Source organism: Permianibacter fluminis (assembly GCF_013179735.1).
Classification (GTDB): Bacteria; Pseudomonadota; Gammaproteobacteria; order Enterobacterales; family Permianibacteraceae; genus Permianibacter; species Permianibacter fluminis.
In genome coordinates, this window is record NZ_JABMEG010000001.1 from 2652981 (window position 1) to 2675110 (window position 22130).

Here is a 22130-nt window from a genome sequence, read left to right on the forward strand (position 1 = left end):
ATGCTGTTGCTGGATAACGATGCGGCAACCAAATTGGCTCGGTACGATCTGCTCGCCGAGCTGCTCACCGCTTTCCATATCGGCTGGGCCGACATACATCACCTCGACTCGCTGAAATACCGCTTTCATTTGACAGACGCCGTGCGTGCGGAGCGTCTGCTCGGCTCCCTGGGGGCAGTGCAGCGAGTGCAGCAATTGGTTGCGCAGACGCAACCGCTCAGTCCGCCAACGGCCGCTGTCGCTGAGACCATGACCTTGCTGCACACCATCGATGATCCTGGCATTGATGCCGGGGAACAGGTGTTGTTCGCCTATCTCGCCACGCATCCCGACAGCATGCTGATCACCGGTGACAAAAATGCCATTCAGGCGCTGGCGCGGCATACCCAGCATCCAGCCATCGCCCGTTGCCAAGGTCGCATCGTTTGTTTGGAACAAGCCTTGAAAGCGATTGCCCAGCACAGCACTACCGCGGTGATATGCCACAAGCTGCAGGGCGATTCAGCGGCCGACCGAGCCGTTGCGATTTGTGCTCGACAACCAGCGAGTTTTCTCGATTGCATGAACAGCTATATCGCGGCGCTTCGCGCTTCAGCGAGCGGTTTGTTGCGCCCCGACCTCTGACCGTGCGCGCACCGGTGAAAATGCCGCCCGAGACTGGGAACGCGTGACGAGGTGATCGGACAGGACGAGCAGTGCGGGCACAGGCTCAATAATCCAGTAATTCATTAGCCACTTGTGCGGCCCTAACCACCGCTTTGGGGTCGGCGACCAGGAGTTCGTGAGGACGCGCACCATTCAAGTAAACATTTGGTGCATAGAACCAGAATGAGATCGCCCAGCCCGTTGTCCCTTTCGGGAATGATTCGATGATCTGCTTCACCTCAGTACGGATAGAGCCAGTGACGGGATCAAACTGATAGCCGGGAAACATTTCCGTCGCGCCAACGCTGACGGAAAACAGTTCATTTTTTCCAGTCCGATCTGCAATCACTTCGCCGGCTAGTGAAGCAGAAAACCCCATCCGTATGGCAACACCTTGGCAGTCCAAATGCTCAATGCTGGAGAGAATACGGTAGCGGCGCTCCGCGCCGAGCAGGAGTTGTCTTGCAGTACCGCCCTGCAATAGTCCGGGATTGGCAACCAAGTCGGCGATAACTCGCTCCCGCGACTCTGCCAAAGAACGAGTCGTTGCACGGAGAACTCGCAGTGCCGCGCTCAACGCCGGGAGTTTGGATACCATTGAACTACCATCTTGGCTCGCATTCAATTCGAGCATCCACCGTTCGCAATCTGCGAGGTAGCCCTCTTGGCCGATAAAACAGGCTGCCTCTTGCTGCAAAACAGCATAGACATCGGCATCATCCAGCACGAGTGACGATGGAAATAATCCAAGACTGTCGTCATCTGAAATTTGGTACTTACCACTAGGCATGGCAGATACCCTCGGTGACCACGACTCCGCTTACTCAGGTTAGTGTCGCTATCGGGCCAAAAGCGTCAAGCGAATTTGTCCTATACAGATATTCGCATCAATTCAGCCGTCTGTGTCGGCCTCGGTACTGACCCCGGGGTACCCGGCAGGCAGCTCCTGTGAGAAAATCACGACTCGCAACACCTTATCCGGCGAGAGATGTACCCATTCCGGAAACGTTGAGTCGATCAGCATCAGCAGCTCCGGCAAATCGGACTGTAGCACCGGAAGCTGACGCAAGCCTTCCTGTATCATGCGATAGCCACGCAACGCCATGCTACGCAGCTCTAAAGAGCTAATCAGCTCGGACTCCCAGACGAACAGCAATAGCGTGGCTAAGCCATCGAAATTGCCCAGTGCCGCCAGCTGATGGATCAACACGTTCGTCACATCCGCACGTTGCCATTTACCCGCATTCAATGAGCAAGGCACGAACAACAAATCCCGCAACTGTGGCTGTGCCAACAGCAGATCATTGATTTCCGCTTGGCTGTTTGGCTTGGTGCGAATGACGTGCCACAAGAAATGCTCGTGCCATTGCGCCGTCCCTGGTACCTCGGCCTCGATCCGAAGCACTTTTTCGAGCCTTGGGTTGTTTAGCCCTTCCTTGTAGTTCTTCCACTTGCGGCTCCAATCGGTTTTGGAGTCATGCCGATATATCTGCTCACCATCAAACCTAGCCTGCAAACCCCGGTCATCCAGTCCGGTGGCTAGTGATACCGCGCGATACCAGATCTTTGCTCGTAGCGCTTCCAGCGGTAACCGAGCTGGCCGGCCACGGTTCTTCTTGGTCATCCCACCCTCGCGGTAAAGAAATTCCGAATTTCTTTACCGGTTGTATCAGATCCCGGTGCTGTACGACTATCCCGATATCTGCATGAAGGAGAAACGTCCGTGACAGACGATACCCTGCAAGACATCGACGTACTAAAGCGAGACCTGGTAAGGCGCTATGGCGAGCTCATCAGCGGCGACGATCTGCGCAAACATCTGGGTTATGCGAGTCCGGCCGCATTCCGGCAGGCCATCTGTCGTGGCGTGGTACCCATCCCCGTGTTCACATTGCCGAATCGCCGAGGCCGCTATGCGTGGGTGCGTGATTTGGTGAATTGGTTGATCCAGGTTCGGAATGAAACCCGTGTGACCAAGCGTGACTGAGAGAGATTTCGTTATGAAAGAAGCGAGGCGAACCATGGACAGCAGCTAGCATCCGAAATTGTGGGGTGCCAGAAAGCACAACGCCCGACCTCTCGCCAAAGAGGACGGGCGCGAACTGCGGGAAAAGCTATCGATCCGTAGTTTCCGTGTGAACAGACAGCTTGTCAAGGCCTGAGCCATGTTGCCACGCCTCACGGCAGGCTGCTGTTCCTGTGCACCCGCCGGCGGCCTCTGCCGGCAGGATAGTCTGAGTCACTATCTGGAGTGACGCAGACATTGACCGTGGCACACGTACGGGAACGGGATGGCACAGCATTTTCTGCTGTCTGCCAAGGCACGGGATTTTTCGCTTCGCGATATCGACAAGATGAGCGAAGACGATGCGTGGTGGCGGTTCGTCGAGATCCGCTGGGGTGGACGTGATCAACAAGGGTGCCCAGGATGCGGTGCCTTTGACCGCCATTACGCCATTCGCACCCGTAAGCAATGGCGTTGCAAGCATTGCACGCGTACTTTCAGCGTTACATCCAGCACGGTGTTCGCGGACCGTAAGCTCAGCTTCAAAGATATTCTTCGTGCGATCTTCATTTACGTCTCATCAGCAAAAGGGATCTCGCATGTCGCGTTGGCCACGCAAATGGGTGTGGCTTACAAGACTGCGATGGTGTTGGCCCATAAGTTGCGCGAAGCGCTCTACCATTCTCGAGACACCACACCGCTGAGCGGGCTAATCCATATTGATGGCGGTCACTTTTGTGGCAAGCCGAGACGACCACGAGTCCGTAACAAGAAGCCTACTACAGAGGAACTTCAGACTCACATTCTGGAGCGCCGGCGCAAAGGAAAAGCTAAGCCCCCCGGTATTTCTGATTTGCCCAACCCCCATGAGCTATCCGAGAAGGAAGGGAGGGCCAATAAACGCATAAGCCTGAGCAAGTTGAATCAACGGAAGAAAAGGAACCGACGGATTATTTTTACGTTACGACAGGTGCATCAGGAACCGGGGCTTGGGGCATTCCTTACCCGAGTTGCAGTTGGTCATAGCGAAAATGAAGCGAACGCCATGGCTCTTGCCAAGCGTTACATTGCCCCTGGGAGCACAGTACATTCGGATGAGAATCCGGCGTATTTTCGCTTCGATGGGCTGTATCAGCACCACACGGTCGAGCACTCCAAGGAATATGCAACTGAGGATGGCATCCATCAGAACCAAGCGGAATCGTACTTTTCGCGGATACGTCGCTACGAGTACGGGGTCGGCCACCAGTTGCGAGCTCGATATTTGATGCTTTACGCCAATGAAATGGCTTGGCGAGAGGACTATCGTCGCCAAAGCGTTGGAGCGCGATTTAGCGACTTGCTCGGGCGCGCACTACAGGCTGGTTATTCAAAGTGGTGGCGCGGCTATTGGCAAGGATGCAAATTGCCCGAAGAGCTAATCATGGTCTAGTTCAGGTTTATCACATTGATCAATGTCCTTGAACTGCCAATAGGCGCTCCGCCTACCATTCGCAGTTTGTAAACGCGTGACTTTCCCTGCGTAAAGCAAGCTTTTCAACCTACGTCGAATGGCCATCCTAAAATGGATGAAGCCTTCTGCTGAAAATGTGACGTCCTCATTCCGCATGACAAAGGTGGCTATTTCTAGCGCGGAGAACGCTCTAGTTTTGTCTGTTGCCAGACACCTGTAGATTGCTCGGGTCATCCTACCCCACGGCAAGGCGCGGGCATTGGGAAGCGGCTTAATGGAGGGCACTTGCGTCGGATCGACAGGTATCTCATAGAGAGAGATCGTGTGGTCTATGGCGAGCAGATCCTGCCTCAACCTATCCACTTTTTCTGACAGCGAGGCAAAATTCTGTAGTTTTTCTTCTATATAGGTGATTTTCCCGGCAAGCCTGGCCCGCTTATCCAGCAGCCAACAGAGTGTAGTGGGAGTTCGAATTTTCATAATGCTGGGGAGGTTAACCAAACCCTCCCCAAACATCATGTGCAACAGCTACCTAATGGCGTTGCTGTTGATACTGCAACATCAACTACGGCACTAACGGATGCCTTCAACGTTCAGGCTTTGAACAATCAGGCTTTGTCGTCGTGATTGTCGATCTGTTGTTGCGCGCGCTCAATCGACGACAGCGGTGCTGGCGTTGTCGCAGGCGCTGCTGCCGGGGTTGCCCGTGGCTTGGCCATCGGTGAACTGCTGGAGCTGGAACGGTGCAACACCGTGCTCTGGCTCTGGCTCGGTTCTATCAGGCTCGCCAACAGCGCGGCAACATTTTTCAGCGCTTCTTCTTCCGACACTTCCTGCTTCGGCGCTGGTTCGATCGGCTTCGGCTTGGCTGCCGGAGCGGATGCCACCACGCGCGGACGTGCCGCTTCGCTGCTGGCTGCATTGCTAACCGATTCGGTGGCGACAGTAGCCGCAACTGGCGCAGACGGTACCGGTGCGGCACTGAACGGCGCGACCGGTGCCGGCTTGGCGGCAGGTGCCGACGCCGAGCTGGCGGCGACATTTGCAACCGGGGCACGAACATCGGCGCTGACGGGTTCTGAGACTGGTTTTGTGACCGGTTCTGCTTTGACGACTTCAGCAACAACAACCGGAGCCGCTACTGTTGCCGGCGCAGTGTTTATCACCACGGCGTCTGCTGGTGCAGCAGCGCTTTGCTGTGCCACATCAATTTGCGGTGCGACAAAGGTGTCGCCGAGCGGCAGCTCTGCGCCGTTGGCGCCTTCTGCAGCGGCGTTTTCGCCTTCACCGCCTTCGCGGTCACGACGACGACCACCACCGAGGTGACGCGGCAGGCGACGGCGGCGATTGTCACCGCGATCGCCACGGTCAGCGCGATCACGACGCTGTTCGTTGGCTTCGATATTGTCGCGGGCGATCACATCGACGGCGGCTGCCTCGACGTTGCCGTCAACAACCGGAGTGGCAACTTCGATCGGAGCCTGTGGTTTGCTCACGGGCTCAGTCGCTGCAACTGTGGCTCCTGCGACAACGGCAGTATTAACGGCAACATTGCTGTCACCACCTTGCTGCTGACGCATGGCCATCCGCTCGGCACGCGTCTGGCGCGGACCGCGATCTTCACGCGGTTCACGGGCCGGGCGTTCTTCGCGAGGTGCGCGTTCTTCACGGGCAACAACGTCACGGTTTTGCGCTTCGCGCGGTTGGCGTTCTTCGCGTGGAGCTCGTTCTTCGCGCGGAGCGCGCTCTTCCCGGGCCGGACGATCGGCACGTGGTTGCCGCTCTTCACGCGGCGGCCGGGCATCACGTGCCTGACCTTCGGTTTTTGCGGTTTGCTGACGAGCGGCCTGCGGTTCGCGATTCTGATCGCGGCCTGGGCGTTGTTGTTCTGAACGACCTTCAGAACGACCTTCGCCACGATTGTCCGGGCGGCCATCACGGCGCTGTTCCGAACGTTGGCCGCGATTGTCGCGACGCTCGCCACGATTGTCCGGACGACCATCACGACCACCCCGTTTGTTGCGGTCACGATCATTGCGATTGCGCGGTTGCTCGGCCTTGACCGGCTCGCCACTGCCAAACAGTGAATCCCAAATGCGACGCAGGATGCCTGGCTTGGCCACGGCGATGGCGGCTGGTGCCGCTTTTGCGGCTTGCGTGATCGGTGCGGGGGCCGGAGCGATTGGTGCAGGGGCGGCAACCTGAGTGAATTGCACGGCCGGCGCTTCGCTACGCGGTTTGTTGGCCGTAGTGATTTCGATGGCCTCGACCACCGGCTGTTCGGCCAGCGAGTAGGAGACCGTTTCGACCACTTCCTGCTGACGCAGGCGACGCACTTCGTAATTCGGTGTTTCCAGATGCGGATTCGGCACGACAACCACATGCACGTCGTGACGCTTCTCGATATCGGAAATGTCTTTGCGCTTTTCGTTGAGCAAATAGGTTGCGGCTTCGACCGGCAGCAGCGCTTGCACCTGCGAAGTCGAATCCTTCATGGCTTCTTCTTCGATCAGACGCAGCACCGACAGCGACATCGATTCGACGTTGCGGATGTGGCCAACGCCGTTACAGCGCGGGCACAACTCGGTGGTTGATTCGGCCAGTGCCGGACGCAGGCGTTGACGCGACATTTCCATCAGACCGAACTTCGACAGCCGGCCCAATTGGATGCGGGCGCGGTCCATCTCGACAGCGTCACGCAGCGCATCTTCGAGCATGCGCTGGTTTTTGGCCGGGGTCATGTCGATGAAGTCGATAACGACCAGACCGCCCAAGTCACGCAGGCGCAGCTGACGAGCGACTTCCTGCGCCGCTTCGACGTTGGTTTGCAGCGCGGTTTCTTCGATGTCGCCACCTTTGGTGGCTTTCGACGAGTTGACGTCGATGCAGACCATGGCTTCGGTGCGGTCAATGACAATCGAACCGCCCGACGGCAAACGCACTTCGCGCTGGTAGGCGCTTTCGATCTGGCTTTCAACCTGATAACGGTTGAACAGCGGAATGTCGTCCTTGTACAGCTTTACCTTGCTGACAAAGTCCGGTCGCGACAGCTCGATGTGCTGGCGAATCCGGTTATAGGCATCCTGGGTATCGACAATGATTTCGCCGATATCGGCTTTCAGGTAATCGCGAATCGAGCGGATGATGACATCGCTCTCGGCATAAATCAGGAACGGTGCCGGGCGCTTGGCGGCCGCTTCGGTGATGAGCTCCCACTGGCGCTGCAGCATGCCGAGGTCCCACTTGAGCTCTTCTTCCGACCGACCGACGCCGGCGGTGCGGATGATGATGCCCATGCCATCCGGCACATCCAGGCTTTGCAGGGCTTCACGCAGATCCGAGCGGTCATCGCCTTCGATGCGGCGCGAGATGCCGCCGGCACGCGGGTTGTTCGGCATCAGCACGACATAGCAACCGGCCATGCTGATATAGGTGGTCAGGGCCGCGCCTTTCTGGCCGCGCTCTTCCTTCTCAATCTGGACGATGACTTCCTGACCTTCCTTCAGCAGCTCGCGAATGTTGCCGCGGGTCTTGCTCGGGTCGGTGTAGTAAGTCGGGGAGATTTCTTTCAGCGGCAGAAAGCCATGGCGTTCTGCGCCGTAATCGACAAAGGCAGCTTCGAGGGAAGGTTCAACGCGGGAAATGCGGCCTTTATAGATGTTGGCCTTTTTCTGTTCTTTGCCGGGCACCTCGATATCGAGGTCGTACAGGCGTTGCCCGTCTACAAGGGCAACCCGCAGCTCTTCTTGCTGGGTTGCGTTAATCAGCATCCGTTTCATGGTAGTTCTCGTCGGTCAGTCAAATGACCGATTGCGAACATGCCATCAACGCCAAGCGGCAGGGCAATCACGCAGGATCGGGGCAGGGCCCCGGAACTCCTCAGGCTCGTAACGGCACGTCAAAAAACAAGCTGACGAAAGCGTCGAACCACGCGCGTGAAACGCGCCAAAACACAGTTTCAAAGCGATGTCGGCGGTGGGGCTACGTTAGCGCCAAATGGCGGCTGGTGCGGCCGGACCGAACAACATCTGTCGCGCCTTTACGTCGCAGGGTCACACCGATTGGCGGCATGAACGTGCTGGGGCGGGACGGCAAAAAACTCGCTGCCTTACTGGCAATGACGGCATGACGGCAATCGTCATGACGTACAATAGTCAAGGCGTCGTCCGAATTGCGGCGACGCCGATTCACTCATAATGAGCACCATCGGCAATGGTGGGGATCGAGGGGCTTCAGGAGACCAAACTGATAACAGTCTTGGTCAACGGCTGGCCTGGATCACGACCATGCGGATTGGCCAAAAGACTATAGCAGGTCGCCGTAAGTGCAGCAAATTAAAAGCAAAATTCCCCAAAATGCCGATTTGACCGAGGCTCAGATGAGCGCATCAGACGCGCCTGCTGTTCGGTTTGTGACCATCGATGACGGCCGTGCCGGCCAGCGCATCGACAACTTTCTGCTGACCTTGCTGAAGGGCGTGCCGAAGAGTCGCATCTATAAATTGCTGCGCACCGGTGAAGTCCGGGTCAATAAAGGCCGCATAAAAGCCGAATACCGGCTCGAACTCGGCGATCTGGTCAGAATTCCACCGGTTCGGGTCAGTGAGGCGGAGCCGGGACCCAATCCCGGCTTACGCAAAATTCAGGCGCTTGATGACGCCGTGTTGCTGGAGACCGACGGCTACATCGTGATCAACAAACCGGCTGGTATGGCCGTGCACGGTGGTTCGGGTGTTTCGTATGGGGTGATTGAGGGCTTGCGGGCGCTGCGCCCCGACGCGCCGTTTCTGGAACTGGTGCACCGCCTCGACCGTGACACCTCCGGCTGCCTGCTGGTGGCGAAAAAACGTTCAGCCTTACGTGCGTTCCACGAAGCGCTGCGGGAAAAGGACATGGACAAGGTTTATCAGGCCTTGGTCATTGGCAAATGGTCGGCCCGCAAGCAACTGATCAATGCGCCGTTGCTGAAAAACGAACTGCAATCGGGCGAGCGTGTGGTGCGGGTCCATGCGGAAGGTAAGGAATCGCAGACCCGTTTTGCCGTGCTGGAAAATTTCCCGAGCTGTACTTTGGTGGAGGCCAGCCCGTTGACCGGCCGTACCCACCAGATCCGGGTCCATGCCGCTCATGCCGGCCATCCGCTGTTGGGCGACGACAAATACGGCAATGACGAAACCGTCGCGCTAGCCGGCAAGCTCGGCCTGAAGCGGTTGTTCTTGCACGCGGCGTCGCTGAGTTTCGTTGATCCGGCTTCTGGCAAAGAGGTGACGGTCAATGCGCCGTTGCCGGAGGAGCTGGACGTGGTACTGGCTTCAGCACGGACTCAAACGAACGGTTAAGTGCCATGCGCAAGCTCCATAGAGCTCTGATATCGATAGAGTTTATCGTTAGTTTTGGCGTGCCAGTCTATCTGTGGATCATCGGACTGGCCATGTTTCTACTTGGACTGTATTCGGTTCTGTTCTCATCTGAGCCAGTAGAGTTCACGTCACTGACCCACTTTGGTATCCCTGTTATGTTCGGTGCGGCCGGCGTGTGGGGAGCTCTTTTGCTCTACTTCAATGCGGTGTTTGGCTACAAGGCATTTGGTAAATTGCTAGAGCCAATAGCTTGTGGTGCTCTGGGCGTTATGGCCTTGCTCTATTTTATTTTTGTTTTCAGGTTGTCATCGCCAGTAATTGCGATCCTGCCATTAGCATGTTTCGCGCATCTAGTTTGGCTTAATAAAAGAATGATGGTAGCAAATGGCATCTAATGCTGCGCTTAAAGCACGGTTGAGTTGCTAGCAATTATCCACAGTTAATTTCAGTCTCTATTCGCAGTAGTGATACATGACCAATAAACCTTACGATCTAATTATTTTCGACTGGGATGGCACGCTGATCGACTCGGTCGGCCGCATTGTCTCGTCAATGCGTGCGGCCGCTGAGCTGGCGGAGCTGCCGGTGCCGAGCGAGGATGCCGTCAAGGGCATCATTGGTTTGTCGTTACCAGCGGTGTACGAGATTCTCTTTCCGGGCGCGCATCCGGAGCAGCTGGACGCCTTGAAGCAGCAATACCGGACCGCGTTTGTCGAAACCGATCCAACACCGACGCCGCTGTTCGATGGTGCCCGCGAAACGCTGGATTGGTTGAAGGATTCCGGTTTTGTCCTGGCCGTTGCCACCGGCAAGGCACGCTATGGTCTGGAGCGGGCGTGGAAAGAAGTGGCGCTGGATCAGTTTTTCCACACGTCGCGCTGCTCCGACGAAGCCGAAGGCAAACCGCATCCGCAGATGGTGCTTGATATCCTGAAGGAAACCGACACGCCAGCGCAGCGGGCCTTGGTAGTGGGTGACACCGGATTTGATATGGAGATGGCGAAGCGGGCAAACGTCGATCGGCTGGCGGCAACGTATGGTGCACATGATTTGGCGGATCTGCTGGCACACGAGCCGCTGGATCAATTGCACGATATCCAGCATCTGCCGCAGTGGCTAAAAACGCGACCTTGAGTCGCGTTTTTTCTGTTGTGTCTTTTTTCTGTTGTTAACTGTTTCTTTGGCGCTACCTATTACCCGGCCATGTGTTAGCCGGGTTTGACGGCGACCAAGTTGATCAGGGTCTCTTCATGATTCGGTCTTGGTTTGAAACCTAGCCATTCGAAGAAACCGATATCCGAACGGCTCCACCACAGGTACGGGTAGGAAATCTGCTCTGGCTGGACGGTAAACCCGGCCGCGCGCACCAAGGCCAAATACTCTTCCGCCGTTTTCTGAACGTGCATCGGGTGCCGGAACAGAATTCGGATGGGCAGTGAGTGGATGTATTTTTTGGTGGATTCGGCCAGCAGCAATTTGCCACCCGGTTTCAGCACCCGGAAAATCTCGGCCAGTGCGGTTTCCTGCGCAACAATATGGTGCAGGGTCTGATGGCAAAACACGATGTCGAAGCTGTTGTCAGGCAAGCGCGTTGCGGCGGCGTTGCAGGTATGCAACTCAGCGAGCACGCCGGCACTGGCAAGTGTCTGCTCGGCGCGGGTTTTGGCGGCAGGGTCGGCATCAATGCCCACCAGCTGCTCTGGCTGGAAACGTTTGGCCAATTCCAGCAAGGCCTTGCCATGACCAAAGCCGATATCCAGAACACTGCCTACGGCCGGCACGGGCCCCAGTAATTGTTGCAGATCATTCAGGGCGCGTTGCAGCACGTGCACACGCCAGGTTTCGGTACCCAGAAACCAGACACCAAAGCGGGTTTCTTCAACAAACGCGATACGCCCATCCACTGCTGCTGACTCCATTTTGCTACCTCGGATCAGGTTCGATCCGGCACATGCCGACCCTTACAGTGGCAAATCTTTGGGAAAACCAATCAATTCATTGTGATCCAGCTTGTCGATCGCTTCCGGGCCCAGCTCGCGGCTGTTCCAGGCGTAATTGAGCTTGGCGTAAATGGCCGGCATCAATTCCGGCAAGAGTTCATCAATCGACTCCGGATCCGATTCCAGTTCGGTGATGACATCTTCCAGCGCGCTCAGCGCGTCATTCAAGGTGGTGAGAACCCAATCGGCGTCCATTTGTGGCTCCGGCAATGCAAGGTGACAAGGATTTGGGCCGGCATGGTAAACGGAATTTTGTGGCGATGCTTGCCGAGTTTGTTGCGTCGTTTGGGCGCCGCCGCGCTTATTGAACCACCGTGTCAGCCGGCATTGCCATCAACACTGCCAATGTCCGTGGGTGGCGGCAACAAAACAAAAGGGCCGCTTCGCGGCCCTTTTGTCACTGGCAGTCTGACTTACAGCTGCGGACCAGCCGCGACAACGCTGGCATCGACCTTGAACTTCTTGAAGTTCTCGACGAACAGCGCGGCCAGTTTCTTGGCCTCGGCATCGTACTTGGCTTGGTCTTCCCAGGTTTCGCGCGGGTTCAGCAGTTTGCTGTCGACGCCAGCCAGTTCGACCGGCACATCCAGATTGATCACCGGCAGGTGCTGGGTCTTGGCGGTTTTCAGCGCGCCGCTCTGAATTGCAGCAACCACGGCACGGGTGACCGGGATCGGGAAGCGATGACCGCCGTCGCCCGCCGGGCCACCGGTCCAGCCGGTGTTGACCAGATAGACTTTGGCGCCCGAGGCATCCAAGCGCTTCATCAGCAGCTTGGCGTATTCGCCGGCCGGGCGCGGGAAGAACGGTGCGCCGAAGCAGGTCGAAAAAGTTGGTTCGATCGACGAGGTTGAGCCCATTTCGGTCGAACCGACTTTGGCGGTGTAGCCGGACAGGAAGTGATAAGCGGCTTGTTCACGGTTCAGGATGGACACCGGTGGCAGCACGCCGGTCATGTCGCAGGTCAGGAAAATCAACGCTTCCGGTTCCGGGCCACGGTTTTCCAGCACGCGCTTTTCAACGAAGTCGAGCGGGTAGGCGGCGCGGCTGTTCTGGGTCAGGGTGTGGTCGGTGTAATCCGGCGTGCCGTCTTCGTTCAGCACGACGTTTTCCAGGATGGTGCCGTGACGGATGGCATCCCAGATGACCGGCTCGTGCTTCTGGTTCAGGTCGATGCACTTGGCATAGCAGCCGCCTTCGATATTGAACACGCTGCCCGGGCCCCAGCCGTGCTCGTCATCACCGATGATGAAGCAGGCCGGATCGGTCGACAGCGTGGTCTTGCCGGTACCGGACAGGCCGAAGAACAGCGTGACTTTGCCATCTTTGGCCTGGTTGGCGCCACAGTGCATCGGCAGGGTGTCTTCGGCCGGCAACAGGAAGTTCTGCACCGAGAACATCGCTTTCTTCATTTCACCGGCGTAACGCATGCCAGCCAACAGTACTTTGCGCTGGGCAAAGTTCAGGATGACGCAGCCATCGCTGTTGGTGCCATCACGGGCCGGGTCGCAGACAAAGCCAGGGACATTCAGCACTTGCCAGGCCGGTTTGTTGGACGGATTGAACTGAGCTGGGCGGATAAACAGGTTGCGGCCGAACAGCTGTTGCCAGGCGGTTTCGGTGCGCATTTCGATGGGCAGGTAGTGCTTCGGATCAGCGCCGACGTGCAGCTGGCTGATGAAGGCTTCCGGCAGGCTGTTGTAATGGGCTTCGACCCGCGCCCACAGGGCGTCGAACTTGTCGGCCGGGAACGGCTTGTTGACCTTGCCCCAGTCGATCTCGTTCTGGGTGCTCGGTTCCTGGACAATGAACCGATCCGCCGGGCTGCGGCCGGTGCGCTTGCCGGTCTCGACGACGAGGGCGCCGTTGCTGGCGATACGACCTTCATGGCGCTCGAGGGCCTTCTTGATCAGGGCATCGGCGTTTAAATTGGAATGGCGCTGCGGGGCCGCGGCAGTAGCGGTCATGAGTCGGTCCTCGTCTGGTGGGGTCGAGAGTCAGGAAAAACGGCGCGTATTATCACCGATCCGCCATGGGGCACGCTACGCCGGCGCTGGATTTGCGCCGTGCACAATGCTGGTGCGTGGCGGCTTCAATGATGACGCGGCGCAAGAACCGGTCGGTTCCGGAACCAAACATGGAGAAGGCCTGACCAAGGGAAACGGCGGTGCTGGCACGATGCTACAAAATGGCGTGGCGTATCCGGCCAGGCCGGTTTCATACTCGTATCCGTTCTTTGCAGGACAAGCCAAGGAGCAAGACCATGACCCTACTCAGGAACAAGATCAGGTCCATAAACAAGGCGTCAGCAAAGCTGATGGCGACCGGGCTGGCTGCCGCACTGCTGATGGCCTGCGCCAGTTCGGCTGGGCCGCTGGTCAGTTCCAGCGAGCCGCATGGCATTGTCGATTTGGATATTCCGCGCCAGGCCGCCAATCAGTACGAGGCGTTTTTCCAGCAGGTCGATGGCCAGAATCTGGTGCCGGATCGCAAGCAGTTGCTGCTGAAACCCGGCAAGCATGAGATCAAGCTGGGGGCAAAGCTGGACAATCTTTACGGTGCAGGTGCCATGTCGGTACCGGGTGGGCGCAATTCCGAGCGCAGCGTGGTGACGATCGAGGTCAAGGAAGGCATGCGTTACAGCGTTGCCGCCAAACTGGACGGCAATCGGACTGACCAATGGGTTGCCATCGTCAGCCGGGAAGCGCCCATGGCAGGCTATGCCAGCCGTTAAGCGGAGCAGCCTTACTTCCTGCCAACACATTTTTTGCCAACGCCGGCCACGATGCCGGCGTTGTTGTTTCTGTGGGTTGGCATGCGATGCGCGTTGGTTACGGTTACGGCGCCATGCTTGCGGTAAAGGCGAGAGGGCTGCTGACAAAGTCGACGTCACCCAGTACCGTAGCGGGCTGGGTTGTTTCCGTTCGATGCGCAAGGAGCTGTTTTCATGTCCGACTGGCCACAAACGCCGCTGTCACAAGACGAAATCAAAGCCCGGCAATGGGGCATGTTCATCCATTTGTCGATTCTCGCCGGTTATCTGATTCCGCTGGCGGGCTTCATCGTGCCGATTGTCATGTGGCAGATGAAGAAGCATGAACACCCGCTGATCGATGCGCATGGCAAGAATGTGGTCAACTGGTTGCTATCGTTCCTGTTGTATGGCTTTGTTTGCTGGATACTGGCCCTGATTCTGATCGGCCTGCTGTTCCTCTGGGTGCTGTGCATCCTGAATGTCATTTTTGCCATTGTCGGCGCGCTGAAAGCCAACAACGGTGAAGTCTGGGCCTATCCGTTCACCATTCGCTTTTTGAAGTGAGCAAGGTCATAGCCATTCAGTCAGCGACGCTGTTAGCGATTCGGTGAGAGACAAAAAGCCCCGCACTGCGGGGCTTTTTTGTTGTCGAAGAGAACCGGCGATTAACGCTGCTCTTTCGGCGGGGTCCTGACAATCAGCATGCGCAATTCGGTCATGTCCTCGATGGCATAGCGGATGCCTTCGCGGCCGAGACCGGAATCTTTGACGCCGCCATAGGGCATATGGTCAACGCGCCAGCTCGGGATGTCACCAATGACCACGCCGCCGACTTCCAACTCGTCCCAAGCCCGCTGAATCTTGTAGATATCGCGGGTGAAGACCCCGGCCTGCAGGCCGAAATCGCTGTTGTTGACCTCTTTCAGTGCGGCATCAAAGTCGGTAAACGGGCTGAGGATGGCGACCGGGCCAAACGCTTCCTGGCAGGAAATGTTGGCGCTGCTTTTGACATTTTCCAGCAGGGTCGCTTCCAGCATGGCGCCATTGCGTTTGCCACCGCACAGCAGCGTGGCGCCGGCGGCGACGGCTTCTTTGACCCAGCCTTCGAGCCGCTCGGCTTCCTTGCTGGAAATCATCGGGCCGATGAAGGTGGCCGGATCTTTCGGGTCGCCCATTTTCAGCGCCTTGGTCGCGGCGACCAGTTGATCACGGAAGGTTTTGTAAATGGCTTCATGGACCAGAATGCGTTGCACACTGATGCAGCTCTGGCCGCTTTGATAAAACGCGCCGAACACCACCCGTTTGACCGCATCTTCGATGTCGCTGTCATGGTCGATGATGCAGGCGGCGTTGCCGCCGAGTTCCAGCACCACTTTTTTCTTGCCGGCTTTGGCTTTCAGCTCCCAACCGACTTGCGGTGAGCCGGTGAATGACAGCAGCTTCAGTCGCGGGTCGGTGGTGAACAGATCGGCGCCATCGCGCGAGCAGGGCAGAATCGAGAATGCGCCTTTCGGCAGATCGGTTTCGGCCAGCACTTCGCCGATGATGAGCGCGCCGATTGGCGTCATCGAGGCCGGCTTGAGCACAAACGGGCAGCCTGCCGCGATCGCCGGCGCCACTTTATGTGCGGCCAGATTGAGCGGAAAATTGAACGGCGAAATGAACGAGCAGGGACCCACCGGCACCCGTTTCCACATGCCGGTGTAGCCGACCGCGCGAGCCGAGATATCCAGCGGCATCACTTCACCGTAGATGCGCACCGATTCTTCGGCGGCAATGCGGAAGGTATCGACCAGCCGGATGGCTTCGCCACGGGCATCGTTGATTGGCTTGCCGTTCTCGATGGTAAGCGCCTGAGCCAGTTCTTCCAGTCGTTCGGTAAAGCGCTGGACACAGTGCTGCAGGATTTGCTGGCGCTTGTAGGCCGGCAACTTGCGCATGGCGTCGCTGGCGGCGTCGGCAGCGGCAATGCCGGCGTCGATGGCCTTGGCGTCGGCCAGCGCGACCCGGGTCGCCACTTCGCCGCTGTACTTGTCGATGACCGGCAGATCCTGGTTGGCGTACACAGGTTCGTTGGCCAAGTAATAGGGGTAGGCAGACTTGAGCACGGGGTCGGTCTCCGGGAGGGGATAAAACGGTGATGTTTAATATATTGAACAGGCTAGCGGTTTTGGTCGACGCTGTAAACCGTATCCTGCGCCCGACCGGAGGCCCGGCATGACAGTTCTGCGTGCCATTCAGGCCGATCTGACCACCCTGGCCGTCGATGCCATCGTCAATGCCGCCAACACCAGTCTGTTGGGCGGCGGCGGAGTTGACGGCGCCATTCATCGCGCCGCCGGCCCCGGCCTTCTGGCAGAATGCCGCACCCTTGGCGGCTGCCCGGTCGGCGACGCCCGGTTGACCAAGGGCTACCGGCTGCCGGCGCGCCATGTCATCCATACTGTGGGTCCGGTCTGGCAGGGCGGCAATCACGGAGAACCGGCGCTGCTGGCGGCCTGTTATCGCCGCTGCATTCAATTGGCGGCGGATCATGGTTTGCGCCGCTTGGCGTTTCCGGCCATCAGCTGCGGTGTTTATGGCTATCCCCCCGCGCAAGCGGTGCCGGTGGCTGTTGCCAGCGTCCGCGCGGCCTTGGCCGGACTCGCCGCCGCGACGCCGCCGGACGAGATTATTTTTTGCTGCTTCAACGCAGAAATGCTGGCGCTGTATCAAACGGCGCTGGCGACCGATAAAAACGTGAATTGATAAAAAATTGCCGCTACTCGCTGCCGCATATCTGTGACGAACAGACAGGCGCAGACAACACGCAAACGCGGCGTGAGTGACGGGCAAACAATCAGGAACGAACACAATGCATGTAGTCATGACGGGCGCTACCGGATTCTTGGGCCGGGCATTGGCAATGGCGCTGCTGGAGCAGGGCTGTGAGCTCAGCGTGTACAGCCGTGACCCGGCAAAAGCGCGGCGCAAGCTTGGTGGTCAGGTGGCCGCGTTTTCGGCCTGGCACGATGCTCCGACCCAGGCCGATGCCGTGATCAATCTGGCCGGTGAACCATTGATTGGCGGTCGCTGGACGGCCCGAAAAAAGGATCGGATGCGTGCCAGCCGAATCGGCACCACGCATGGATTAGTGCAATGGATGAGCCGGATGCAATTGCGGCCGGATGTGCTGATTTCCGGTTCGGCCGTCGGTTACTACGGCTACAGCAGCGATCAGGTTTTCAATGAGCATGATGCTGCCGGTAGCGATTTCGGTGCGCGCCTGTGTGCCGACTGGGAAACCAGTGCCCGCGCCGCCGAAGCACTCAATGTCCGGGTCTGCATCGTGCGTACCGGCGTGGTGTTGCATCGCAGTGGCGGCGCGCTGAAGCGGATGTTGCCGGCGTTCAAACTCGGCCTCGGCGGCCCCATCGCCAGTGGTCAGCAATGGTTCTCTTGGATCCATCTGCATGACTGGCTCAGCGCCGTGCTGTTTTTGCTCAGCAAAAACGACTTGTCTGGCGTATTCAATCTGACTGCGCCGCAGCCGCAGCGCAATGCGGACTTCAGTCAGGCACTGGCCACCGCGCTGGGCAAACCTTGTGCGCTGCGAGTGCCGGCGTTTGTTGTGAAAATGATGGCGGGTGAGGGCGCTGAACTGCTGCTCAATGGTCAAAACGTCATGCCCAACCGCTTGCTGGAAAATGGTTTTGTTTTTTCCCGGCCGGATTTGGCTCATGCCCTGGCGGATGTGCGCGGTTCATGAAGCGGCGTATTGATCAAATCCTCGGCAATTTTGGTTATTGCTCGCGCTGGCAGGCCCGGCGCTGGATCAACGAAGGACGCATCAGCCACAACGGTGTCGTGCTGACCGATTTTTCCAGCAAAGTGGAACCGCGCGAATTGTTGATCGATGGCGAGCCCATCGCGTTTCCGGACGGTATGCTGATTCTGCTGAACAAGCCGCTGGGTTATGTCTGCAGCCACGAGAGTGGCGAAGGTCCGCGGGTTTATGATCTGCTGCCGCCACGCTGGCAGGATCGGGAACCGAAAGTGGTCAGCATCGGCCGCCTGGATAAAGACACCAGCGGTTTGCTGCTGTTGACCGATCAATCGGCATTGGTGCAGCGCTGGACCTCACCGAAACATCATGTCGAAAAAGTTTACCGCGCCACCCTGGATCGGGAGCTCGATCCGGGCGTGATCGGTCAGTTTGCTGCCGGCATCGCCTTGCGCGGCGAAGCCAAGGTCTGTTTGCCGGCGGCATTGACGATTATCGACGCCAAGCTTGCAGAAGTGACGCTCAGCGAGGGCCGTTACCATCAGGTCCGGCGCATGTTTGCCGCCTGTGGCTATCAGGTCGAAGCGCTGCATCGGCAGCGTTTTGGCGATATCGAACTCGGGGATTTGCCGGAAGGCCAGTGGCGGGCGTTGCCGCTGCCGGCAGCGGGTTCTTGAGCATCTGAAAATAAAAACGGCAGCCATGAGCTGCCGTTTTTATTTGTGCTGCCAATCGTTCAGCGTTTTTGGCTGAACTCGGTCATTTCCTTCATCAACCGGATCATGACCGGTTGATACTGCGCCTGAATGGCATCTTCATCGGCCACCGGCTGGTCGTTGCGATCAGTGACCGCGTTGGCGGTATAGCCGGATGATTTCAGCGGGAAGATCAATTTGTACTGGCTGTCGACGTAGCCGATTCGATCCCAGTCGCCGAAAACCAGTTCTTTGCGCTCGCAGTGGCTCAGCAGATTGCAGCCAAACGAGTAATCGCGAGGATCGTTTTTGATGCCGAGTTGTGGCAGCACCGTGGCCGGAATGTCGAGGTGGCTGCTGAGACCATCGTGGCGTTCCGGTGCCAGGCCCGGCAGGTAGACAATTAGCGGAACCCGGGTCTGCTCTTCATGAAATTGCGAGTTGTGGCCCCAGTGGCCTTTTTCCATGAACTCTTCGCCATGATCGCCGGTGATGATGATCATCGTGCTGTCGAGCAGATTGCGCTGCTCCAAATCCTTGATCACCCGGCCAAGCTGGCTGTCCAGATGATGGACTGAGTTCAGATAGCGGTTCTTGATGAGGCCGATGTCTTTTTCCAGATCCATCGTGGCGTAATTCAAATCTTCCAGATACGGTTTCTTGATGATGCTGTCATCCGGGAAGTAATAACGGGCATGCGCCGATTCGAAGAAATGAAACAGGAAGAACGGCTTGTCGGTTGGCCGGGTGTCGAGGAAGTGCTCGATACGATCGACGCCTTTGCGATCAAAATTCCAGCCCGGGCCTTCGCCTTCCGGCAGGTGCATATTGGCGGCTGGCACGTTGACCCAGACCGTTTGATCGAACTCGGGGTAACTGAAAGCCGAACTGGTGGAAATGTGCAGTTGGTAATTCAACTCCTGCAACCGATCAACCAGCACCGGGCTGCGCCGGTTTTCCAGCACCGTGAACCAGTAGGTGCCATAGAGCCCGTAGAACTGGGTGAAGATGCCCCAACGCGTGCCGTTGCTGCCGCTGTAATGCTGGGTGAACAGCTGGGCGCGATCGGCGAATGCCTGCATCTGCGGCATGATCTCGGCATTCAGGGTGTCACTGCGCCAGCTTTCGGCGACCAGCCAGACAATGTTCAGTGGCTTTTCCGGGGTGACTTTCTGCAACGGCGCTTTCGGATAATTCAGCGCCGCATGGTCGTCCATCTTGAATTCGGCCTGCCGTTTGACATTGATGCCAAAGCGCTTGAGCAAATGGGTGGCAGTGGTCGGGTTGTGGAACGGAAAATTGTTGGCAACGCTGAGTACCGGCGAACTGCCGCGAACATGAGCGATGGCATAGCTGACCCGCTCGGTTAGCGTCAGTACAGCGAACACATACAGCAACCGGCGGTAGCGACCGGCGAAGCGGCCATCGAGCCAGCGGCGAAACCGGTTGTCACGTTGCAGATACCAGGCGAGCAACTGATGCCCGAGCAGCAGCAGCGCGATCAATGCCGCGAAGCTGTACATCGTGGCGGCGTCGGCGCCCATCGACGTGATGCCACCGGGCGTGGTCATCAGGTTCCAGACAAAGCCATTCAGGTGGAACGCAAAAATTTTGAAAATGGTGAAATCGGCAAACAGCGCGATGTTGATACCGGCACCGAGCAGAGCGGCCAGCGCCAGCAAGATCCGCATGCCGGTCTGACCGAGTCGCCGGCCGGCGAGCTTGCCGAGCGCCCAGGTCGGCAACAGCGCCGGCAGCGTGTAAAGAAAGCCATAGGTCAACCAGATCAGCAGGGCGAAGCCGAGCGACAGCGCGGTGTAGCTGGCATGGCTGAGCAGAAACGGCAGCGTCAGCAGCAGGTTCAGCAGCCACAGCAGCAAGAAGTAATGGCGCAGCGGCAACAGGCGATCAGTGAGAGGCGTCGACATGGGGGGCTACCTGGGAAAGTCGGGCGGCAGGATAGTCAGTCAGTGCTCAAGAAACAAGCACCGGACCGAATCAGGGTCGGGCGGCGCGCAGGTAGGGGCAGAAGCCGTGGTACGGCTGCGCTAAACTGTCGCGGGTCTAGGGTCAAAACAATTCCGGGGCAACACTATTCCGGCTCAATACAGTTCCGGCTCAATACAGTTCCGGAGCCAGCATAGCCCGGGCTGACTTAACGGAGTCTTTCGATGTTCGATTTGCCGCGTGTCCGGGCCGCGTTTCCGGCGCTGACCAACGATTACGCCTTGTTCGACAATGCCGGCGGCTCACAGACGCTGGGTCGCGTTGCCGACGCGGTCCGTGATTATCTGCTGACGACCAATGTGCAATTGGGCGCTAGCTATGCCGTGTCGGCGCAGGCCAAGGCCAAGGTGCTGGCCGCGACCGAACGCTTTCGCGTCTGGTGCAACGCCCGCCGCGCCGATGAGTTGATGTTCGGCGCGTCCTGCACGCAACTGCTGGCCAATCTGGCGTTGGCACTGCGCAGCAAGATCAGCGCTGGCGATGAAATCATTCTGACCAACAGTGAGCATGAGGCGAATGCCGGGCCGTGGAAGCGGTTGGCGGAGCAGGCTGGCGCGAGCGTCAAGTACTGGCGCGTCAATCCCGAAGCCTGCCGGCTGGACGTTGCCGATCTGGAAGCGCTGCTAACGCCGCGCACCAAGCTGATCGCGATGTGCCAAGTCTCCAATATTCTGGGCGTGATCAATCCGGTTGCTGCGATGGTGCAGCTGGCCAAGCCGCGCGGCATCATCACGGTCGTCGATGGTGTGGCGTTTGCGGCGCACGCTGCGGTCGATGTTCAGGCGCTCGGTTGCGACGCTTATGTCGTCAGTCTGTACAAAATTTTTGGCCCGCATATCGGCTTGATGTATTTGCGTCACGAACTGATGCAGACGCTGCCAAATGTCAACCACGGCCATATTCCGCATGAGGTCATGCCGTATCGCCTGCAGCCGGGTGGTGTCTGCTACGAGCTGGTGGTCGGTGCGGCCGGGCTGGTTGATTATCTGGAGCAGGTGGGCCGTCAGCTCGGTGGCGAGCTCGACAGCCATGCCGCTATTGCGGCGGCCTTGCGCGCGTTTCATGGCCACGAAAATCAGCTCACTGAACAACTGCTGGCGTTTCTGCGGCGCTGCGAGCGGGTGCGCATCATCGGTCCGCGCGAGGTTGGTGCTGATCGGGTCGGCACGGTCAGTTTCGTGGTGCAAGGCGCGACACCGGAATCAATTTGTCTGGCCGTCGATCCGCACAACGTCGGTATCCGTCATGGTCACTTTCATACCGTGCAACTGCTGCAGGACTGGGGCGTGTTTGACTCGGGTGGTGTTGTGCGGGCATCGTTTGGTCATTACAACAGTGTCGAGGAAGTGGAGCGGCTGATTGCCGCGCTGCGCCCGGTGCTGGCGGATTGATCGTCACGAATAGTTGACTGACGGAAAGGAAAACGGGAGCCACTGGCACCCGTTTTT

At 58.1% G+C, this 22130-nt stretch carries 22 protein-coding genes; 13 read left to right on the plus strand and 9 right to left on the minus strand.

Annotated features, from left to right (window positions below):
- Entirely contained in the window at positions 1-624 is a 624-nt protein-coding gene (locus tag HPT27_RS11505; protein ID WP_172243320.1) for a hypothetical protein, read from the plus strand.
- Positions 625-709: 85 nt separating this feature from the next.
- Here the strand turns inward: HPT27_RS11505 and HPT27_RS11510 are convergent, their stop codons facing one another.
- Both HPT27_RS11510 and HPT27_RS11515 read right to left on the minus strand, forming a co-directional pair.
- The gene (locus tag HPT27_RS11510; protein WP_172243322.1) at positions 710-1435 is read right to left on the minus strand and encodes a hypothetical protein; all 726 of its coding nucleotides are present in this window, start codon (positions 1433-1435) and stop codon (positions 710-712) included.
- Positions 1436-1537: 102 nt separating this feature from the next.
- Positions 1538-2269 carry a hypothetical protein gene (locus HPT27_RS11515; RefSeq protein WP_172243324.1) on the minus strand — a complete coding sequence of 244 codons (732 nt, stop codon included), beginning with the start codon at positions 2267-2269 and terminating at the stop codon, positions 1538-1540.
- Positions 2270-2368: 99 nt separating this feature from the next.
- Here HPT27_RS11515 and HPT27_RS11520 point away from each other — a divergent pair, with 99 nt between their 5' ends.
- Together HPT27_RS11520 and HPT27_RS11525 are read left to right on the plus strand one after the other, a co-directional pair.
- Positions 2369-2632 carry a hypothetical protein gene (locus tag HPT27_RS11520; protein ID WP_172243326.1) on the plus strand — a complete coding sequence of 88 codons (264 nt, stop codon included), beginning with the start codon at positions 2369-2371 and terminating at the stop codon, positions 2630-2632.
- 304 nt (positions 2633-2936) lie between these two features.
- A complete protein-coding gene (locus tag HPT27_RS11525; RefSeq protein ID WP_172243328.1) occupies positions 2937-4082 on the plus strand; it encodes an IS1595 family transposase in 1146 nt (381 codons plus the stop codon).
- Here the strand turns inward: HPT27_RS11525 and HPT27_RS11530 are convergent.
- Both HPT27_RS11530 and rne read right to left on the minus strand, forming a co-directional pair.
- Positions 4068-4622: a hypothetical protein gene (locus HPT27_RS11530; RefSeq protein WP_172243330.1), complete on the minus strand. Its 555-nt coding sequence runs from the start codon at positions 4620-4622 to the stop codon at positions 4068-4070. The genes HPT27_RS11525 and HPT27_RS11530 overlap by 15 nt on opposite strands.
- A gap of 89 nt (positions 4623-4711) precedes the next feature.
- Positions 4712-7882: a ribonuclease E gene (gene rne, locus HPT27_RS11535; protein ID WP_172243332.1), complete on the minus strand. Its 3171-nt coding sequence runs from the start codon at positions 7880-7882 to the stop codon at positions 4712-4714.
- A gap of 23 nt (positions 7883-7905) precedes the next feature.
- Between rne and HPT27_RS11540 the strand changes: the two genes are divergently transcribed.
- From HPT27_RS11540 to HPT27_RS11555, 4 genes are all read left to right on the plus strand, one after another.
- Positions 7906-8232, plus strand: coding sequence for a hypothetical protein (locus tag HPT27_RS11540; protein ID WP_172243334.1), 327 nt, complete (start codon positions 7906-7908; stop codon positions 8230-8232).
- Between the two features lie 249 nt (positions 8233-8481).
- Complete coding sequence (rluC, locus tag HPT27_RS11545; RefSeq protein WP_172243336.1) at positions 8482-9441, plus strand: 23S rRNA pseudouridine(955/2504/2580) synthase RluC; 960 nt, start codon at positions 8482-8484, stop codon at positions 9439-9441.
- A 5-nt stretch (positions 9442-9446) separates the two neighbouring features.
- The gene (locus HPT27_RS11550; protein ID WP_172243338.1) at positions 9447-9857 is read left to right on the plus strand and encodes a hypothetical protein; all 411 of its coding nucleotides are present in this window, start codon (positions 9447-9449) and stop codon (positions 9855-9857) included.
- A 76-nt stretch (positions 9858-9933) separates the two neighbouring features.
- Positions 9934-10596, plus strand: coding sequence for an HAD-IA family hydrolase (locus tag HPT27_RS11555; protein WP_172243340.1), 663 nt, complete (start codon positions 9934-9936; stop codon positions 10594-10596).
- A 74-nt stretch (positions 10597-10670) separates the two neighbouring features.
- On the opposite strand, the gene HPT27_RS11560 is transcribed toward HPT27_RS11555, so the two are convergent.
- The 3 genes from HPT27_RS11560 to HPT27_RS11570 form a co-directional block, all read right to left on the minus strand.
- Complete coding sequence (locus HPT27_RS11560) at positions 10671-11366, minus strand: class I SAM-dependent methyltransferase (RefSeq protein ID WP_328820686.1); 696 nt, start codon at positions 11364-11366, stop codon at positions 10671-10673.
- A gap of 57 nt (positions 11367-11423) precedes the next feature.
- A complete protein-coding gene (locus HPT27_RS11565) occupies positions 11424-11657 on the minus strand; it encodes a hypothetical protein (RefSeq protein WP_172243345.1) in 234 nt (77 codons plus the stop codon).
- Between the two features lie 218 nt (positions 11658-11875).
- Entirely contained in the window at positions 11876-13429 is a 1554-nt protein-coding gene (locus tag HPT27_RS11570; protein WP_172243347.1) for a phosphoenolpyruvate carboxykinase, read from the minus strand.
- Between the two features lie 296 nt (positions 13430-13725).
- Between HPT27_RS11570 and HPT27_RS11575 the strand changes: the two genes are divergently transcribed.
- Both HPT27_RS11575 and HPT27_RS11580 read left to right on the plus strand, forming a co-directional pair.
- Positions 13726-14196, plus strand: a complete 471-nt coding sequence (locus tag HPT27_RS11575) for a hypothetical protein (protein ID WP_172243349.1) — start codon at positions 13726-13728, stop codon at positions 14194-14196.
- 213 nt (positions 14197-14409) lie between these two features.
- Positions 14410-14781 carry a DUF4870 domain-containing protein gene (locus HPT27_RS11580; RefSeq protein ID WP_172243351.1) on the plus strand — a complete coding sequence of 124 codons (372 nt, stop codon included), beginning with the start codon at positions 14410-14412 and terminating at the stop codon, positions 14779-14781.
- A gap of 101 nt (positions 14782-14882) precedes the next feature.
- Here the strand turns inward: HPT27_RS11580 and HPT27_RS11585 are convergent, their stop codons facing one another.
- The gene (locus HPT27_RS11585) at positions 14883-16325 is read right to left on the minus strand and encodes an aldehyde dehydrogenase family protein (RefSeq protein ID WP_172243353.1); all 1443 of its coding nucleotides are present in this window, start codon (positions 16323-16325) and stop codon (positions 14883-14885) included.
- 109 nt (positions 16326-16434) lie between these two features.
- Here HPT27_RS11585 and HPT27_RS11590 point away from each other — a divergent pair, with 109 nt between their 5' ends.
- From HPT27_RS11590 to HPT27_RS11600, 3 genes are all read left to right on the plus strand, one after another.
- Entirely contained in the window at positions 16435-16965 is a 531-nt protein-coding gene (locus HPT27_RS11590; protein WP_172243355.1) for an O-acetyl-ADP-ribose deacetylase, read from the plus strand.
- Positions 16966-17071: 106 nt separating this feature from the next.
- Entirely contained in the window at positions 17072-17965 is an 894-nt protein-coding gene (locus HPT27_RS11595; protein WP_172243357.1) for a TIGR01777 family oxidoreductase, read from the plus strand.
- Positions 17962-18657, plus strand: coding sequence for a pseudouridine synthase (locus tag HPT27_RS11600; RefSeq protein WP_172243359.1), 696 nt, complete (start codon positions 17962-17964; stop codon positions 18655-18657). Before HPT27_RS11595 ends, HPT27_RS11600 begins: the two co-directional genes overlap by 4 nt.
- A 59-nt stretch (positions 18658-18716) precedes the next feature.
- Here HPT27_RS11600 and HPT27_RS11605 read toward each other — a convergent pair whose 3' ends face one another.
- Positions 18717-20603, minus strand: coding sequence for a sulfatase-like hydrolase/transferase (locus HPT27_RS11605; RefSeq protein WP_172243361.1), 1887 nt, complete (start codon positions 20601-20603; stop codon positions 18717-18719).
- A 243-nt stretch (positions 20604-20846) separates the two neighbouring features.
- Between HPT27_RS11605 and HPT27_RS11610 the strand changes: the two genes are divergently transcribed.
- Positions 20847-22073, plus strand: coding sequence for a cysteine desulfurase-like protein (locus HPT27_RS11610; RefSeq protein ID WP_172243363.1), 1227 nt, complete (start codon positions 20847-20849; stop codon positions 22071-22073).
- Positions 22074-22130 lie beyond the last annotated feature (57 nt).

Excerpts from the sequence above, each read along its gene's own strand:
- HPT27_RS11595 (WP_172243357.1), top strand. The coding sequence starts at position 17,072 with ATGCATGTAGTCATGACGGGCGCTACCGGATTCTTGGGCCGGGCATTG.
- HPT27_RS11550 (WP_172243338.1), top strand. The coding sequence starts at position 9,447 with ATGCGCAAGCTCCATAGAGCTCTGATATCGATAGAGTTTATCGTTAGT.
- HPT27_RS11580 (WP_172243351.1), top strand. The coding sequence starts at position 14,410 with ATGTCCGACTGGCCACAAACGCCGCTGTCACAAGACGAAATCAAAGCC.
- HPT27_RS11570 (WP_172243347.1), bottom strand. The coding sequence starts at position 13,429 with ATGACCGCTACTGCCGCGGCCCCGCAGCGCCATTCCAATTTAAACGCC.
- HPT27_RS11575 (WP_172243349.1), top strand. The coding sequence starts at position 13,726 with ATGACCCTACTCAGGAACAAGATCAGGTCCATAAACAAGGCGTCAGCA.
- rne (WP_172243332.1), bottom strand. The coding sequence starts at position 7,882 with ATGAAACGGATGCTGATTAACGCAACCCAGCAAGAAGAGCTGCGGGTT.
- HPT27_RS11505 (WP_172243320.1), top strand. The coding sequence starts at position 1 with ATGCTGTTGCTGGATAACGATGCGGCAACCAAATTGGCTCGGTACGAT.
- HPT27_RS11605 (WP_172243361.1), bottom strand. The coding sequence starts at position 20,603 with ATGTCGACGCCTCTCACTGATCGCCTGTTGCCGCTGCGCCATTACTTC.
- HPT27_RS11555 (WP_172243340.1), top strand. The coding sequence starts at position 9,934 with ATGACCAATAAACCTTACGATCTAATTATTTTCGACTGGGATGGCACG.
- HPT27_RS11515 (WP_172243324.1), bottom strand. The coding sequence starts at position 2,269 with ATGACCAAGAAGAACCGTGGCCGGCCAGCTCGGTTACCGCTGGAAGCG.
- HPT27_RS11530 (WP_172243330.1), bottom strand. The coding sequence starts at position 4,622 with ATGATGTTTGGGGAGGGTTTGGTTAACCTCCCCAGCATTATGAAAATT.
- HPT27_RS11565 (WP_172243345.1), bottom strand. The coding sequence starts at position 11,657 with ATGGACGCCGATTGGGTTCTCACCACCTTGAATGACGCGCTGAGCGCG.
- HPT27_RS11600 (WP_172243359.1), top strand. The coding sequence starts at position 17,962 with ATGAAGCGGCGTATTGATCAAATCCTCGGCAATTTTGGTTATTGCTCG.
- HPT27_RS11610 (WP_172243363.1), top strand. The coding sequence starts at position 20,847 with ATGTTCGATTTGCCGCGTGTCCGGGCCGCGTTTCCGGCGCTGACCAAC.
- rluC (WP_172243336.1), top strand. The coding sequence starts at position 8,482 with ATGAGCGCATCAGACGCGCCTGCTGTTCGGTTTGTGACCATCGATGAC.
- HPT27_RS11525 (WP_172243328.1), top strand. The coding sequence starts at position 2,937 with ATGGCACAGCATTTTCTGCTGTCTGCCAAGGCACGGGATTTTTCGCTT.
- HPT27_RS11510 (WP_172243322.1), bottom strand. The coding sequence starts at position 1,435 with ATGCCTAGTGGTAAGTACCAAATTTCAGATGACGACAGTCTTGGATTA.
- HPT27_RS11590 (WP_172243355.1), top strand. The coding sequence starts at position 16,435 with ATGACAGTTCTGCGTGCCATTCAGGCCGATCTGACCACCCTGGCCGTC.
- HPT27_RS11540 (WP_172243334.1), top strand. The coding sequence starts at position 7,906 with ATGACCGATTGCGAACATGCCATCAACGCCAAGCGGCAGGGCAATCAC.